This window comes from Allotabrizicola aquatica (SeqCode) (assembly GCF_965194375.1).
Taxonomy (GTDB): Bacteria; Pseudomonadota; Alphaproteobacteria; order Rhodobacterales; family Rhodobacteraceae; genus Tabrizicola_A; species Tabrizicola_A aquatica.
Genome location: NZ_OZ239428.1, coordinates 757344 through 773020 on the forward strand (window position 1 = coordinate 757344; position 15677 = coordinate 773020).

Below are 15677 nucleotides of genomic sequence, written 5' to 3' on the forward strand. Positions count from 1 at the left end.
GCCGCTGATTAGGAGGATGCCGCGGTGGGGTCAAGGGTAAAATGCGCGGGTGACTGGCGAAATCCTGACGGGGGGCGTATATGCGGGGCATGGACCAGATGCGCGACCCTTCCGGCCTTGGCTTCATGAAGATGCATGGGGCGGGCAATGATTTTGTGGTGATCGACTCACGCGGGCAGAAGACCGCCGTGGTCACGCCTGCGCTGGCACGCGCGCTGGGGGATCGCAACCGGGGCGTGGGCTTTGACCAACTGGCCGAGATTCGCGATTCGGATCAGGCTGATTTCGGTTTGGATTTTTGGAACAATGACGGCAGCCGCGCCGGGGCTTGTGGCAATGCCACACGCTGCGTATCGGATTACATGATGCGCCAGCTTGGCAAGGAAGCGGTCACCCTTGTGACGGCACGCGGCGGTTTGTCGGCGGTGCGGCTGACAGATGGGCGGGTGTCGGTGAATATGGGCGCGCCGCAACTCGATTGGGCGTCGGTGCCATTGGCGCATGAGGTGGATCCGCTGCACCTGCCCTTGGCGGGCGATCCGGTGGCGGTGGGCATGGGCAATCCGCATTGCGTGCTGTTTGTCCCAGACGCCGAGGCGGTGGATGTGGCGGGCCTTGGCCCCGGCTATGAGCATGACCCGCTCTATCCCCAGCGCACCAATGTGGAGTTTGCCAGCCTGATCGGGCCGGATCGCCTGCGCATGCGCGTCTGGGAGCGGGGGGCGGGCATTACGCTGGCCTGTGGGTCCGGGGCCTGTGCCACGGCCGTGGCCGCGCATCTGCGCGGGCTGACCGGGCGGCGCGTGACGCTGGATCTGGACGGTGGTGTCTTGGAGATTGACTGGCGCGAGGATGGTGTCTGGATGACCGGCCCGGTGGCGCATGTCTTTGACGGCTGGCTGTCGGCCGCGTTTCTGGCCGCCCACCCATGAGCCTGCCAAATTTTCGCCCGCCGGTGTTTTCCACCCTTGGCTGCCGCCTGAACGCCTATGAAACTGAGGCGATGAAGGAGTTGGCCGAGGCGGCAGGGATTGAGGGCGCGGTGGTGGTGAACACCTGTGCCGTCACCGCCGAGGCGGTGCGCAAGGCCAAGCAAGAGATCCGCCGCTTGGCGCGCGAGAACCCCGGTGCGCCAGTGATCGTGACGGGCTGCGCGGCGCAGACCGAGCCGGAAACTTTTGCGGCCATGCCCGAAGTGACGCGGGTGATCGGCAATCATGAAAAGATGCAGGCCGAGACATGGAGATCGCTCCGCCCTGCCGACTTTATCGGCGAGACCGAAAAGGTGCAGGTCAATGACATCATGGCCGTCCGCGAAACCGCTGGCCACCTGATTGACGGCTTTGGCCGCCACCGGGCCTATGTGCAGGTGCAAAATGGCTGCGACCACCGCTGCACCTTTTGCATCATCCCCTATGGCCGGGGCAACTCTCGGTCAGTTCCGGCCGGGGTGGTGGTGGAGCAGATTCAGCGGCTTGTGGACAAGGGTTTTTTGGAAGTGGTGCTGACCGGGGTTGATCTGACCTCATGGGGCGCGGACCTGCCGGGAGGCCCTCGTCTGGGCGATCTGGTGATGCGTATCCTGCGGCTGGTGCCCGACCTTGTGCGGCTGCGGATTAGCAGCATCGACAGCATCGAGGCGGATGAGAACCTGATGCTGGCGATTGCCACCGAGCCGCGGCTTATGCCGCATTTGCACCTGTCTTTGCAGGCGGGCGATGATCTGATCTTGAAGCGCATGAAGCGGCGGCATCTGCGCGACGATGCGATCCGGTTCTGCGAAGAGGCGCGCCGCCTGCGTCCGGAAATGATTTTCGGCGCCGATATCATCGCAGGCTTTCCGACCGAAACCGAAGAGATGTTCGAAAACTCGGTCAAGCTGGTGACCGACTGCGATCTGACCTTTCTGCACGTCTTTCCCTTTTCGGCGCGCAAAGGCACGCCTGCGGCACGGATGCCCAAGGTTCCGGGGGATCAGATCAAGCTGCGCGCCGCGCGGTTGCGGGCGGCGGGCGATGCGGCGCTGGCCCGGCATCTGGACAGCCAGCAGGGCGCGAGCCATCGCGTCTTGATGGAATCCCCGCGCCTTGGCCGCACCGAGCAGTTCACCGAAGTGGTCTTTGACACCGATCAGCCCGAGGGGCAGATCGTCTTGGCGCGCATCATCGGGCAGGCGCAGGGCAAGCTTTTGGCCGGGTAAGCCTCCGGCGGGAGTATTTTTGCCAAGATGAAAGGCCGGGCCTGCAGGTGCTTGCCCATGCCCGGCCCCCGGCGTTGCAATTTGCCCCCCTGAGGGATATCTGAGGGGGCAACCACATGACCGCAGGGCAGGCGATGAACTGGATTTCGAACTACGTCCGACCGAAGATCAACTCGCTGTTTTCGCGCCGTGAGGTGCCCGAGAACCTGTGGACCAAATGCACGGAATGCGGGACGATGCTGTTTCACCGCGAATTGGCGGGCAACCTGAACGTCTGCACTTCCTGTGATCACCATATGGCGATCAACCCGCGCGACCGGTTCACGGCGTTGTTTGATGGCGGGATCTTCACCGAGGTCAAGGTGCCAGAGCCCCCAGCCGACCCCTTGCATTTCCGCGATCAGAAGAAATACCCCGACCGGCTGAAGGCCGCGCAAAAGGCCAGTGGCGAGCGCGAGGCGATGCTCGTGGCCGAGGGCGAAATGGGCCGCACCCCGATTGTGGCGGCGGCGCAGGATTTCAGTTTCATGGCCGGGTCCATGGGGCTTTATGTCGGCAATGCCATTTTGGCCGGGGCCGAGCGGGCGGTGAAGTTGAAGCGGCCCTTCGTGCTGTTTTCCGCCGCAGGCGGCGCGCGGATGCAGGAGGGGATCTTGTCCCTGATGCAGATGCCGCGCACCACGGTGGCCGTGCAGATGCTGAAAGAGGCGGGGCTGCCCTATGTCGTGGTTTTGACCCATCCGACCACAGGCGGGGTCACGGCCAGCTATGCCATGCTGGGCGATGTGCAGATTGCCGAACCGAACGCGCTGATCGGCTTTGCGGGCGCGCGGGTGATTGAGCAGACCATCCGCGAAAAGCTGCCCGAGGGGTTCCAGCGGGCGGAGTATCTGTTGGACCATGGCATGCTGGACCGGGTGACCCATCGTAAGGATATGCGCGATGAGTTGATCACGGTTCTGCGCATGTTGATGGGCCTTTCGCCGGCGATCAAAGGCGATCTGCCGCCTCCGGGCGATCTGGCCGTGGCGGCTGACGCAAAGTGAGCGGCGCGATGAACGGCTCGGATTTGATCCTTGAGCGGATGATGACGCTGCATCCGAAGGTCATCGATTTGACGATGGACCGGGTGCATCGGCTTTTGGCGGTGCTGGGCAACCCAGAGCGGTCCTTGCCGCCGGTGATCCATATTGCGGGCACCAATGGCAAGGGCAGCACGCAGGCGATGATCCGCGCCGGGCTGGAGGCGGGGGGGGCGAAGGTTCATGCCTATACCTCGCCGCATCTGGCGCGGTTTCATGAGCGCATCCGTCTGGCGGGGGAGTTGATTTCGGAACCCGCGTTGACGGCGCTTTTGGATGAATGCGTGGCGGCCAATGGCCCCGATGAGATCACGTTTTTCGAGATCACCACCTGCGCGGCCTTCCTCGCGTTTTCGCGCACCCCTGCGGATTTTACGCTGCTTGAGGTGGGTCTTGGCGGGCGGCTGGATGCCACCAATGTGGTCGACCGCCCTGCGCTGACTGTTATCACCCCGGTGTCCTTGGACCATCAGCAATACCTGGGCGAAACGCTGCCCGAGATTGCAGGTGAAAAGGCTGGGATCATCAAGCGCGGCGTGCCGGTGATTGTGGGCCCGCAGGATGAGGCGGGGCTTGCAGTGATGGAAGCCAAGGCTGCGCGGTCGGGCGCTCCGGTGCTGGCCTTTGGGCAGCATTGGCATGTGGCCGAAGAGGGCGGGCGGCTGGTGTTTCAGGATGAAAACGGCCTTCTTGATCTGCCGTTGCCCAATCTTCCTGGGCCGTTTCAAGTGCAAAACGCAGGCGCCGCGATTGCCGCCTTGCGCGCGCTGGGGCGGGATGAGGCCGCCTGCGAGGCCGCGGTGACGCGCGCCTATTGGCCCGCCCGCATGCAGCGGCTGCGCCATGGTCCGCTGATCGACAGCGCGCCGAAGGTCGAGTTGTGGTTGGACGGCGGGCATAACCCGGCTGGCGGCGAGGCGGTGGCGGCGACGCTGACGCGGATGCCAAAGCGTGAGACGCATCTGATTTGCGGCATGCTGAACACCAAGGATGTCGCGGGCTATATGCGGCCCTTGGCAGGCCATGCGACGCGGCTGCATGCGGTGTCGATTCCCGGCGAGAAGAACACGCTTCCTGCAGAAGTCACCGCCGAGGCGGCGGTTAAGGCGGGAATTGACGCCACGACCGCGCCTTCGGTGGTCGAGGCCTTGGCCGCGATTGCGGCGACCTCGCCCGAGGCGCGGGTTCTGATCTGCGGCTCGCTCTATCTGGCGGGCAGCATTCTGCGCGAAAACGGCTGAGGGCGGCGTTAGCGCGACTTGCGCCGCTCAAACTGACCCAGCCGGATTTGGCGCAGCGCTTCGATCAAGAGCGCGGTCAGAAGGCCGAAGTTGAGAAACCCGTTGGCCGCTGTCATCCCCGCAAGGATGCGCCAGTCTTGCGGCAGTAAAACATCGCCAAAGCCCAGCGTGGTAAAACAGACCAGCGAGAAATAGACTGCCTCTTCAAGCGTGCCAAAGGCACCGATCCACAGGTAGGCAAAAGCCCAGAGCCAGACTCCGGCGGTGATCACGCCCAAAACCCAAAGCGAGACACCCGCGATCATCAGCACCAGCTTTGGCCTGTGGGGTTCGCGCAGCATCCAAGGGTGGCTGCGTTGAAACACCACCTCTAAAAGCATGGCAGCCACGGCGGCAATCAGGATATTGGCCAGCAAAAGGCCAGTCCCAACGCTGATTTGCAGTAACATGCCCGACCCCTTCTGGACTTGGGGGGCTGAACCCCCTATTTCGGGGCGATCATGGCCAAGATGTCCGATCCGAACAACAAGCTGATTGCCGAGAACCGCCGCGCGCGGTTCGATTACCATATCGAATCCGACTTAGAGGCCGGGATCATGCTTCTGGGGTCCGAGGTCAAGAGCCTGCGGCAGGGCGGATCGAACATCGCAGACAGCTATGCCAGCATTGAGAACGGTGGGCTGTGGCTGATCAACAGCTATATCGCGCCCTATCTGCAGGCCAAGACTTGGGGCCATGAGGAGCGCCGTCACCGCAAGTTGTTGGTCAGCCGCAAGGAACTCTCGCGGCTGTGGAGCGCAATTGGCCGTGAGGGCATGACGCTGGTGCCGTTGAAGTGGTATTTCAACGACCGGGGCATGGTGAAGGTCAAGCTGGGCATCGCCAAGGGCAAGAAGGTGGCCGACAAGCGCGAGACTTCGGCCAAGCGCGACTGGGACCGTCAGAAGGCGCGGCTGTTGAAGCAGGGCAACCGCGACTGACAGGGTCTGCACCGCGCTGGTTGGCGCCTGCGGCCCATGAAATCGCAGATTTGTACGCCAAGGGCGGGGTTCTGGCCGCGCGACACTTGCGGCAAAGGTCTTGTCGGGTTAGGTCCGAAGCATCCCTGACAGGAGACGCCGATGACCCTCGCCGACGATCCCAAGACGCTTGTCTCCACCGCGTGGCTGGCGGCGCATCGCTCTGACCCCGATCTGAGGGTGATCGATGCCAGTTGGTACCTGCCCGACGCAGGCCGCGATGCGAAGGCCGAGTACAAGGCTGCTCATATTCCCGGCGCGCGGTTCTTCGACATTGACGAAATCACCGATAGCCGATCGAACCTGCCGCATATGGCCCCCCCGCCCGAGAAATTCGTCAGCCGCATGCGCGCCATGGGCATTGGCGATGGGCATCAGGTGGTGGTTTATGACGGATCTGGGCTGTTTTCGGCGGCGCGCGTTTGGTGGACCTTCCGGCTGATGGGCAAGACGGATGTGGCCGTTCTGGACGGCGGCTTTCCCAAATGGCAGGCCGAGGGCCGCGAGGTGGAAGACATGCCGCCCGTGCTGCGCGACCGCCACATCACCGTCAGCCGCCAGCACGCCTTGGTCAAGGATGTGACGCAAGTGGCCCATGCGGCCAAGCTTGGCGAGGCTGAGATCATTGATGCCCGCAGCGCCGCGCGCTTCAAGGGCGAGGCGCCGGAGCCCCGGCCCGGCCTGCGGGCCGGTCATATTCCGGGGTCAAAGAATGTGCCTTATGCCAGCCTCCTGAACCCGGACGGCACGATGAAGCCGGTGGCCGATCTGCGCGCCGTGTTCGAGGCGGCGGGGGTAAACCTGTCAAAGCCCGCCATCACCTCGTGCGGGTCGGGTGTTACGGCGGCCATCTTGTCTTTGGCGCTGGAGCGGATGGGCCACAAGAACCACGCGCTTTATGACGGCTCATGGGCCGAATGGGGCATGTACGAAGATCTGGCCGTCGAGAAAGGCTGAAGAATGCTGGAAACCCTGAACCCGCAGCCGCAAGACAAGATCTTGCAGCTGATCGCGATGTATCGTGATGATCCGCGCGCAGACAAAATCGACCTTGGCGTTGGTGTCTACAAGGACGCCACCGGCCTGACGCCGGTGATGCGCGCTGTGAAAGCCGCCGAGAAAAAGCTGTGGGAGACGGAAACCACCAAGACCTACACCGGTCTGGCCGGCGAGCCCGCGTTCAACGCGGCCATGGTGCAAATGATTCTGGGTGACGGTTATGCCGACCGCGCGGCAAGCGTCGCGACGCCCGGCGGCACCGGGGCCATTCGTCAGGCGCTGGAGCTGATCCGCATGTCGGCACCGGGGGCGACGGTCTGGCTGTCGAACCCCACGTGGCCGAACCATCCGTCGATCATCAAGTATCTGGGCATGCCCATGGCCGAGTATCGCTATTTCGATGCCGCCACGCGGGGCATCGATTTCGCCGGGCTGATGGAAGATCTGGGCCGGGTGAAGGCGGGCGATGCGGTGCTGCTGCATGGCTGCTGCCACAACCCGACTGGGGCCAATCTGACCATGGACCAATGGTCTCAGGTGGTGGCGCTGTTGAAAGCGCGCGGGGCGGTGCCGTTTGTGGATCTGGCCTATCAGGGCTTTGGTGACGGGCTGGAAGAGGATGCCGCGGCCACGCGTTTGGTGGCGCAGTCGTTCCCCGAGGTGCTGATTGCTGCCTCATGCTCCAAGAACTTCGGCATTTACCGCGAGCGGACGGGCGTTCTGATCGCCTTGACCAGCCCCGACCGCAAGGCGGTGGTGCAGGGCAATCTCGCGTTTCTGAACCGCCAGAACTACAGCTTTCCGCCCGATCATGGCGCGCGGCTGGTGACGATGATCCTTGAGGATGACAGCCTGCGCGCCGATTGGAAGGCCGAGCTGGAAGAGGTGCGGCTGAACATGCTGTCCTTGCGGCAGGCGCTGGCCGATGCGCTGCGCCGGGCGACCAATTCTGATCGCTTTGACTTTGTCGCCACCCATCGCGGGATGTTCAGCCGTCTGGGTCTGACCGAGGCGCAGGTGAATGTACTGCGCGAGACGCATGGCATTTACATGGTGGGCGACAGCCGCATTAACATTGCCGGTCTGAACACGCGCACGGTGCCGATCCTGGCTGCGGCGATTGCCAGCGTGATCTAAGATGATCGCCGTCGTCCTGTCTTTGGCGGCGGCGATTGCCTTTTCGCTATCCGCCATGCTGATTGCCGGGCTTCAGGGCCGGGTTGGTCCGTTTCAACTGGGCCGCTGGCAAATGGGGCTGGCCTTTTTGATGACAGCGGCTGCGTCGGTTGTGCTGGGCGGATGGCGCGGGGTGACGGGCGACCAGTTTTGGCTCTTGGCCGCCTCATCGGCCTCAGGGATCATGCTGGCGTCGACCACCTATTTCGCGGCCATTTATGCCGTCGGGCCGCGCATCACGGCGGTGCTGTTTTCACTGGCCGCACCTTTTGGCTTGATCCTTGGCTATTTCTTTTTGGGCGAGGTGGTGAACGGGCTGCAAGGGGCGGGCATTGCGTTGATCCTTGGCGGCATCGTGATGGCGGTGATGATCGCCGATCCCGGCGATCGCCCGACGCGGCCCTTATGGCAGGGCGTGGTTTTGGGGGTTATTACCAGCCTTGGGCAGGCCGGTGGCAGTCTGCTGGCACGGCCCGCAATGGCTGATGGGGTGGAGCCCTTTACCGCCATGGCAATCCGGTCAGGTCTGGGCTTTGGGTTTTATGTCGCGCTGATGGTGCTGCCCTTTGCCCGCGCAGCGCAGTTGCCCGATCTGAAAGGTATGCGCGCGATTGGGGGGTCGGCCTTCCTCGGCATCTTTCTGGGGATGAGCCTGATGATGGCGGCCTTGGCGGTGGGCAATGTGGGGATTGTGGCTACGCTGACATCCACCACACCGGTTCTGATCCTGCCGTTGATCTGGATCGTCACGGGCAAGGCCCCCGCCCTGCCGGGGTGGATCGGGGCCGGGCTCGCGGTGCTGGGGACCGGGCTCATCAGTCTGGGCACATGAAAAAGGCCCGCCGAAGCGGGCCTTTTCGATTTCGATCATAGCGTTTTAGCCGTGATAGGCCTGCTCGCCATGCGCGGTCAAGTCAAGGCCCTGACGTTCTGTGTCACTGTCAACCCGCAGGCCGATGGTCATGTCGATAGCCTTGAACAGGACATAGGACACCACACCCGACCAGACGATCGTGATCAGCACGCCTTCGATCTGGATCCAGAGTTGCGCCATCATGGCATAGTCGTCGCCCTTGACCCCGCCAAAGGCGGCGGCCGAGAACACGCCAGTCAGAACCGCGCCGATGATGCCGCCGACGCCGTGGATGCCGAAGACATCAAGGCTGTCGTCATACTTCATCTTGTTCTTCACCACCGTGACGAAGAAGTAGCAGCCCGCCGCCGCAATCACGCCCAGCGCAATCGCGCCCATCGGCCCAACCGTGCCGCAGGCCGGGGTGATGGCCACAAGGCCCGACACCATGCCCGAGGCCGCGCCCAGCATCGAGGCTTTGCCGCGCTGCAGACCTTCCAGCGCCGACCAAGCCAGCGTGGCGGCTGCGGTAGCGATGAAGGTGTTGATCATGGCCAGCGTCGCGCCGCCGTTCGCTTCAAGGTTCGAACCGACGTTGAAGCCAAACCAGCCGACCCACAGCATGGATGCCCCGATCATGGTCATCACCATGGAATGCGGCGCCATGTTTTCCTTGCCATAGCCAATGCGCTTGCCGATCACGATGCAACCAACCAAGGCCGCGATGCCAGCGTTGATATGCACCACCGTGCCGCCTGCAAAGTCGATGGCGCCCTTGGCGAAGAGGTAGCCATTGGCATCCCAGACCATGTGGGCAATCGGGAAATACGAGAAGGTTCCCCACAGGACCGAAAACACCAGAACCGCCTTGAACTTCACCCGCTCGGCAAAGGCGCCGATGATGAGGGCGGGGGTGATGGCGGCAAAGGTCATCTGGAAGGCGATGAACAGGTATTCCGGAATGACGTAACCGGCACTGAAGGTTGCAGCCATGCTGTCAACCGTCACGCCCGACAGGAACAGTTTGCCCGTGCCGCCCCACCAAGGGCTGGTCGAGCCACCAAACGAGAGGGAATAGCCATAGACCACGTAGACGATCATCATCACACAGGCGATGACGGTGGTCTGCATCAGGATCGACAGCATGTTTTTCGACCGCACCAGACCGCCGTAGAACAGCGCAAGGCCGGGCAGCGTCATGAACAGCACCAGAACGGTCGAGACCATCATCCAGCTGACATCGCCCTTGTCCATCACGGGGGCAGCGGCCTCGGCCACGGTTTCAACCGCTTCGGTGGTGGCTTCCTGTGCCAAGGCGGGCAGTGCCGCCAGCAGGGACGCCGTGGAAAGCATCAGTTTTTTCATCTCGGTTCCCCCTTAAAGCGCGTCATCGTCGGCTTCACCCGTGCGCACGCGCAGGGCTTTGGCCACGTCGAGGACGAAGATCTTGCCGTCGCCGATTTTTCCGGTCCGGGCTGTTTTGGTGATGGTGTCCACCACGGTTTCGGCCATGCTGTCTGTGACAACGATTTCAAGCCGCATCTTCGGCACGAAATTCACGGCATATTCGGCACCACGGTAAATCTCGGTGTGGCCAGACTGTGTGCCAAACCCTTTGATTTCGGTCACCATCATGCCCCGAACGCCGATCGCGGTCAGCGCTTCGCGCACCTCGTCGAGCTTGTAAGGCTTGATGGCGGCAATGATCATCTTCATGTCGCACCCCTTTCCAAAAAACTTGTTTCCCCAGTCTTCGGCCCTTTGAGAGCAGGCCGCATGGGCTGATGAGGCGGCCTTCGCAGGTGCAGCACAAGTTTGCGGCGGGCGCGAGCGGATCCGATGTCAGGAATACCGGGTATCTGCTGCATAAATTTGCGCCGTTGCCTCATTTTTAGGCGGAACCGATAGGCGAATCATCGCCCACTGCCCTTCGCAAAGCGCGCAGAAGCCGTTATGGTGACAGGTAACAAAACCAAGAATACCGGAATGGGCAGGCATGGCGGGAACGGGCAAAGGGCAGCGGCCCTTGGTGGCAGATAGGCGCTATGGCGCGCCCACACCCACGCGTCGCGCACCCAGCACGCCGCCGCCCAAACCTCCGCGCAAACCGCGCCGCGCCGCTGCACCGCGGCGAAAGGGCGGGTTGATCTCTCGGTTCTTTCGGTTTCTGTGGCAGTTGTTCTTCGGGATTGTCTGGCGGATCACATTCGTCACCGCACTGATCTTTGCCGGGATCGTCTATTACTTCTATGCCCAGCTTCCCCCTGTCACCGACCTGTTGGATGGCCGGGCGCGCGGTTCAGTCACGCTGTTGGACCGCAATGACCGGGTGTTTGCATGGCGGGGCGAGACGTTTGGCGGGCAGATCACCTCGGACAATGTCTCGCCGCATCTGCTCAATGCGGTGGTGGCGACCGAGGATAAGCGGTTTTACCTGCATTTCGGGGTGTCCCCGCGCGGCATTGCCAGCGCGATCCGCATCAACCTGTCCGAAGGGCGCGGGCCTTTGTCCGGCAACGGCGGGTCGACCATCACCCAGCAGGTGGCCAAGCTTTTGTGCCTTGGCGTGCCCTATGACCAAACGAAATGGGCGTCCGAGGCGGAATACGAAGAAGATTGCCGCTCGGGCGGGGTCTACCGCAAGCTGAAGGAACTGCCCTTTGCGGTGGCGATGGAGGCGAAGTACTCCAAGGCCGATATCCTGACGATCTATTTCAACCGCGCCTATCTGGGTGCGGGCGCGCGGGGCTTTGAGGCGGCCGCGCAGCGCTATTTTGGGATTTCCGCCAATCAGGTGAACCCAGCACAAGCCGCGATGCTCGCCGGGCTTTTGAAAGCGCCGTCGCGCTTTGCCCCCACCAACAACCTGCAACGCGCGCAGGACCGGGCCAATCTGATTGTCGGTCTGATGGAGGAGCAGGGCTATCTGACCAAGGCCGAGGCCGATGAGGCACGCGCCAACCCCGCGCAATTGTCTTCGGCGGCGCAGGCCAAATCAGGCGGATATTTCGCCGATTGGGTGATGGAAACCGCGCCCTCTTTCCTGACCACGGAAACGATGGAAGATGTGGTGATCCGCACCACGCTGGACACCGAGATGCAAAAGCGCGCCGAGGAAGGTTTGGCGTGGGTTTTTGACAACAAGGTCAAGGAAGGCTCAAAGGCGCAGGCGGCGATTGTCGTGATGAGCGCCGATGGCGCGGTGCGCGCCATGGTCGGTGGCCGCCAGATTGAGGCGGCGGGCAGTTTCAACCGCGCAACGCAGGCGCTGCGGCAGACCGGATCGTCGTTCAAGCCCTTTGTCTATGCCGCCGCGATGGATCAGGGATGGAGCCCGATGGATTTCGTCGAGGACACGCCGCTGACGATCAACATTCCCGGCTCTGGCCCGTGGACGCCCAGAAACTATGATGAGGAATTCAAGGGTCTGGTGACGCTGTCGCAGGCATTGGCGGAAAGCCGCAACATCCCCGCTGTGCGAGTGTCCGAGGCAGTGGGCCGCGAGAATGTCCGTCAGATCGCCGCCGATTTCGGGATTGAAAGCGATCTGGCCGCCGGTCCGGCGCTGGCGCTTGGGGCCAGTGAATCCACCCTGATTGAGATGACGGGGGCCTATGCGGGGATTTTGAACGGCGGTTCGTCCGTGGCGCCCTTTGGCATTCGTATTCTGGAAGTGCCGGGCAATGAAGAGCTGAACATGTTCACCGAAACCGGGATCGGGGAGCGGGTGATCACCGAGGAAGCGGCGCAGCTTTTGGTCTATATGATGGCGCAGGTCGTCAATGACGGCACAGGCGCGCGGGCGCGGCTGGATGGGCGGCCTGCGGCGGGCAAGACAGGCACCACATCGGCGGGGCGCGATGCGTGGTTCGTGGGCTTTACCGCCGATTACGTCGCAGGGGTCTGGATGGGCTATGACGACAACACACCCTTGGAAGGGGTGACCGGGGGCGGACTGCCAGCGGAAATCTGGCGCGAGGTGATGATGCGCGTGCATGATGGGCTGCCGGTGCAGGAATTGCCGATGATCGTGCCCAGCCCGCGAGCCCGGCCAGACGAAGCGCCGGGATTGGGAGTGTTCCAGAACCCCAGTCCGGGTCTTGGTGGCACAGGGCAGACAGGTGGCGTCGGGCAACAGCAAGACCCGGTGCGGTCGTTGCTGCGCGATATCTTGGGCGAGACGCGCTAAGCGCCTGCCCCGCGAATTCTGGCCAGTTGCACGGCAAGGATCCCGCCAGCAGCAATCGCGACGCCAATCATGTCCAGCCCGGTGATGGTTTCCCCCAGCAAAAGTGCTGCGATGCCCACGCCGAAAAATGGGTTCAGAAAGTGGAAGGCTGAGGCTTTGACCGCGCCGATGCGGCCGATCAGGTGGAACCAGATCAGTGTTGCCGCCAAACCGGGCACCATGATCTGATAGGCAAAGGCCAAGGCCAGCCGCAGAGTCGGGGTAAAGGCAAAGGGTTCGGTCAGCAGGGCAACGACGGCCAGCGCGGCAGACCCCACCAGCATCTGCAAACCCACCACCATGAGAAGATTGCCCCCCGCACTGGCGCCCCGCACCGAAAGCGTGGCCACCGCGAGGGCGGTTGCGCCAATCACGCACAGGCCCACCGACATCAGATCAGCCCCACCTTGCAATCGGCTGCCCATGATGAGAGCCACACCGGCAAATCCGGCGACCAAGCCAACAATCCCAAGCGGCGCAACCCGCTCACCCCGGAACCCCCAACCCAGACCGGCGACGATCAGCGGCATGGACGAGGCGATGATCGACGCGAGTGAGGCTTCGATCTTTTGCATCGCGACGAAGAACAGCCCCAGATACAGCGCGTTCTGGCACAGACCAAAGATCACCACGGCGCGGGTTTGCGCATGGGGCAAGCGCCAAGATTGGCCAAGGATACGCGCGACCCCCACGGCCAGCCCGCCCGAGATCGCAAAGCGCAGGGCCAGCGACCACAGGGGCGGGGCGTCCATCAGGATGATCCGCGCCGAGGCAAAGGCCGAGGACCACATGACCGCAAAGGCCAGACCCAGCGCTATGGCTTTGACGTCCATCATCCCTCCAGCGAAAAGGGCCGCCCAGCGGGCGACCCTTTCCGGTTCAAACGCAGTGCTGATCGAGATCAGGCGTTGACGCTGTCCTTGAGTGCCTTGGCGATCGAGAACTTGACCTGCTTGTCGGCGGGCTTCTTGACCATCTCGTTGGTGGCGGGGTTGCGAACCATACGCTCGCCACGCTCGCGGCAGACGACTTTGCCAAGGCCCGGCAGGGTCACAGCGCCACCAGCGGCAACCTCTTTGGAGACAACCTCAGCAATGGCGTCCAGGGCAGCGTTGGCGGTTTTCTTGTCAGAGCCCATGGCTTCGGCAAGTGCCGCGACGAGCTGGGTTTTGGTCATCGGTTTGGTCATCTGTCTTTTCCTTGTTGTTACAGGGCCCGGAGGGCGACGCAAATCCTACCTTACGGCGATGACATGACTTCCCATGTTTCAAAGCGGAAATGCAAGGTGTTTTTCCTTGTTTTCTGCAGGAAATGCCATCTCAAAGGGCCTTAAAGGAAGGCTGTTTCCTCAAAACTGCGCAACTTTCTGCTGTGAATGCGGGCCAGTGGCATTTCGCGCAACCGCTCCATCGCGCGGATGCCGATTTGCAGATGACGGGCGACTTGGGTCTTGTAGAAGTCGCTGGCCATGCCGGGCAGTTTCAATTCGCCATGCAGGGGTTTATCGCTGACACACAGAAGCGTGCCATAGGGCACGCGGAACCGAAACCCGTTGGCGGCGATGGTGGCGCTTTCCATATCCAGCGCGATGGCGCGGCTTTGGCTTAGACGCCGCACCGGGCCAGATTGGTCGCGCAATTCCCAGTTGCGGTTGTCGATGGTGGCGACGGTACCGGTCCGCATGATCCGCTTCAGCTCATAACCCTTGAGCTGCGTCACCTCGGCCACCGCCTCTTCCAACGCGATCTGGATTTCGGCCAGCGCGGGAATGGGAACCCAAACGGGAAGATCGTCGTCCAGAACGTGATCTTCGCGCAGGTAGGCATGGGCAAGGCAAAAATCGCCCATGCGCTGGCTGTTGCGCAGGCCTGCACAGTGCCCGACCATCAGCCAAGCATGCGGGCGCAAAACTGCGATATGGTCGGTCGCGGTTTTCGCGTTCGACGGGCCAACGCCGATATTGACCAGCGTGATCCCCTGCCCATCGGCCCGTTTCAGGTGATAGGTGGGCATCTGGGGCATCTTTGTGGGCTGGATGATCAGCCCGTCAGGGGAGGAGATCTCCTGATTTCCGGTGGCGACAAAGCCGGTATAGCCCAGCGATTTGTCAGCCAAGGCGGCGCGAGCATAAGCCTCAAACTCATCGACGTAGAACTGATAGTTGGTGAACAACACATGGTTTTGGAAATGCGCCGCATCGGTGGCGGTGTAATGCGCCAGACGGGCCAGCGAGTAATCGACCCGCTGCGCGGTAAAGGGGGCAAGCGGCATGGACCCGTCGTCATTCACCGTGCGAGTGCCGTTGACGATGTCGTCATTCGTTGTCGAAAGATCAGGGACATCGAACACGTCGCGCAAGGAAAACTCCAGCACGCCTTCATGCGGGACCGAAACCGACGGGTTTCCGGCCACCGCGAAATGCACCGGGATCGGGGTTTGCGACGGGCCGATCTGGACCGTCACCGCGTGGTTTTCCATCAAGAGGGCGATCTGCTGGATCAGATAGGCGCGGAAAAGGTCAGGCCGGGTGATCGTGGTGGAATAGGTGCCGGGGCCGGACACATGGCCAAAGGACAGGCGGCTGTCCACCTCGGCATGGCTGGTCACGGTCAGGCGGATCTCGGGGTAAAAGGCGCGGATGCGATGGGCTGGTTTGGACCCGGTCACCGATTGGATGAAATGTTGGGCCAGAAAGGTGGTCGCCTGTTCATAAAGCCACTCAAGTCGGGCGACCGCATCGGCGGCATCATCAAAAGCTTTCGGTTCAGGGTGGTCCGGGGTCAGGACCGGGGTGGGATCATCTTGCATAAATTCATCTTCCGTTTGATCGCGCATCTAAACCGGAAGGCGCAGGGTGCTGCAAGTGACGTCTTTATGAC

Annotated in this window: 15 protein-coding genes; 9 read left to right on the forward strand and 6 right to left on the reverse strand. The window is 62.5% G+C overall.

From position 1 onward, the window contains the following. The first annotated feature begins 89 nt into the window (after positions 1-89). The 4 genes from dapF to AC72UB_RS16935 all read left to right on the forward strand — a co-directional run bounded on the left by dapF (position 90) and on the right by AC72UB_RS16935 (position 4523). Positions 90-932, forward strand: a complete 843-nt coding sequence (gene dapF / locus AC72UB_RS16920) for a diaminopimelate epimerase (protein WP_505190762.1) — start codon at positions 90-92, stop codon at positions 930-932. Then, positions 929-2200 carry a tRNA (N(6)-L-threonylcarbamoyladenosine(37)-C(2))-methylthiotransferase MtaB gene (mtaB, locus tag AC72UB_RS16925; protein ID WP_505190763.1) on the forward strand — a complete coding sequence of 424 codons (1272 nt, stop codon included), beginning with the start codon at positions 929-931 and terminating at the stop codon, positions 2198-2200. Before dapF ends, mtaB begins: the two co-directional genes overlap by 4 nt. A 134-nt stretch (positions 2201-2334) precedes the next feature. Beyond that, positions 2335-3246 (forward strand): acetyl-CoA carboxylase, carboxyltransferase subunit beta, encoded by a 912-nt coding sequence (gene accD, locus AC72UB_RS16930; RefSeq protein WP_463291113.1) that lies wholly within the window; start codon positions 2335-2337, stop codon positions 3244-3246. A gap of 8 nt (positions 3247-3254) precedes the next feature. Beyond that, a complete protein-coding gene (locus AC72UB_RS16935; protein WP_505190764.1) occupies positions 3255-4523 on the forward strand; it encodes a bifunctional folylpolyglutamate synthase/dihydrofolate synthase in 1269 nt (422 codons plus the stop codon). Between the two features lie 8 nt (positions 4524-4531). Here AC72UB_RS16935 and AC72UB_RS16940 read toward each other — a convergent pair whose 3' ends face one another. Further along, the gene (locus AC72UB_RS16940; RefSeq protein WP_505190765.1) at positions 4532-4972 is read right to left on the reverse strand and encodes an ion channel; all 441 of its coding nucleotides are present in this window, start codon (positions 4970-4972) and stop codon (positions 4532-4534) included. 51 nt (positions 4973-5023) lie between these two features. Here AC72UB_RS16940 and smpB point away from each other — a divergent pair, with 51 nt between their 5' ends. The 4 genes from smpB to AC72UB_RS16960 all read left to right on the forward strand — a co-directional run bounded on the left by smpB (position 5024) and on the right by AC72UB_RS16960 (position 8549). Then, the gene (gene smpB / locus AC72UB_RS16945) at positions 5024-5503 is read left to right on the forward strand and encodes an SsrA-binding protein SmpB (protein WP_463291081.1); all 480 of its coding nucleotides are present in this window, start codon (positions 5024-5026) and stop codon (positions 5501-5503) included. Positions 5504-5644: 141 nt separating this feature from the next. Further along, on the forward strand, positions 5645-6499 hold the full coding sequence (gene sseA / locus AC72UB_RS16950) for a 3-mercaptopyruvate sulfurtransferase (RefSeq protein WP_505190766.1): 855 nt from the start codon (positions 5645-5647) through the stop codon (positions 6497-6499). A gap of 3 nt (positions 6500-6502) precedes the next feature. Next, entirely contained in the window at positions 6503-7678 is a 1176-nt protein-coding gene (locus AC72UB_RS16955; protein WP_505190767.1) for an amino acid aminotransferase, read from the forward strand. Position 7679: 1 nt separating this feature from the next. Beyond that, complete coding sequence (locus AC72UB_RS16960; protein ID WP_505190768.1) at positions 7680-8549, forward strand: DMT family transporter; 870 nt, start codon at positions 7680-7682, stop codon at positions 8547-8549. Positions 8550-8594: 45 nt separating this feature from the next. On the opposite strand, the gene AC72UB_RS16965 is transcribed toward AC72UB_RS16960, so the two are convergent. Both AC72UB_RS16965 and AC72UB_RS16970 read right to left on the reverse strand, forming a co-directional pair. Beyond that, positions 8595-9935 carry an ammonium transporter gene (locus tag AC72UB_RS16965; RefSeq protein WP_505190769.1) on the reverse strand — a complete coding sequence of 447 codons (1341 nt, stop codon included), beginning with the start codon at positions 9933-9935 and terminating at the stop codon, positions 8595-8597. A gap of 12 nt (positions 9936-9947) precedes the next feature. Continuing rightward, positions 9948-10286, reverse strand: a complete 339-nt coding sequence (locus tag AC72UB_RS16970) for a P-II family nitrogen regulator (RefSeq protein WP_463291076.1) — start codon at positions 10284-10286, stop codon at positions 9948-9950. Between the two features lie 280 nt (positions 10287-10566). Here AC72UB_RS16970 and AC72UB_RS16975 point away from each other — a divergent pair, with 280 nt between their 5' ends. Continuing rightward, the gene (locus AC72UB_RS16975; protein WP_505190770.1) at positions 10567-12759 is read left to right on the forward strand and encodes a transglycosylase domain-containing protein; all 2193 of its coding nucleotides are present in this window, start codon (positions 10567-10569) and stop codon (positions 12757-12759) included. Here AC72UB_RS16975 and AC72UB_RS16980 read toward each other — a convergent pair. The 3 genes from AC72UB_RS16980 to AC72UB_RS16990 all read right to left on the reverse strand — a co-directional run bounded on the left by AC72UB_RS16980 (position 12756) and on the right by AC72UB_RS16990 (position 15606). Continuing rightward, positions 12756-13631, reverse strand: a complete 876-nt coding sequence (locus AC72UB_RS16980; RefSeq protein ID WP_505190771.1) for a DMT family transporter — start codon at positions 13629-13631, stop codon at positions 12756-12758. The two genes, AC72UB_RS16975 and AC72UB_RS16980, sit on opposite strands and share 4 nt — an antisense overlap. A 68-nt stretch (positions 13632-13699) precedes the next feature. Next, the gene (locus AC72UB_RS16985) at positions 13700-13987 is read right to left on the reverse strand and encodes an HU family DNA-binding protein (RefSeq protein WP_463291073.1); all 288 of its coding nucleotides are present in this window, start codon (positions 13985-13987) and stop codon (positions 13700-13702) included. Between the two features lie 140 nt (positions 13988-14127). Next, positions 14128-15606, reverse strand: a complete 1479-nt coding sequence (locus tag AC72UB_RS16990; RefSeq protein WP_505190772.1) for an AMP nucleosidase — start codon at positions 15604-15606, stop codon at positions 14128-14130. Positions 15607-15677 lie beyond the last annotated feature (71 nt).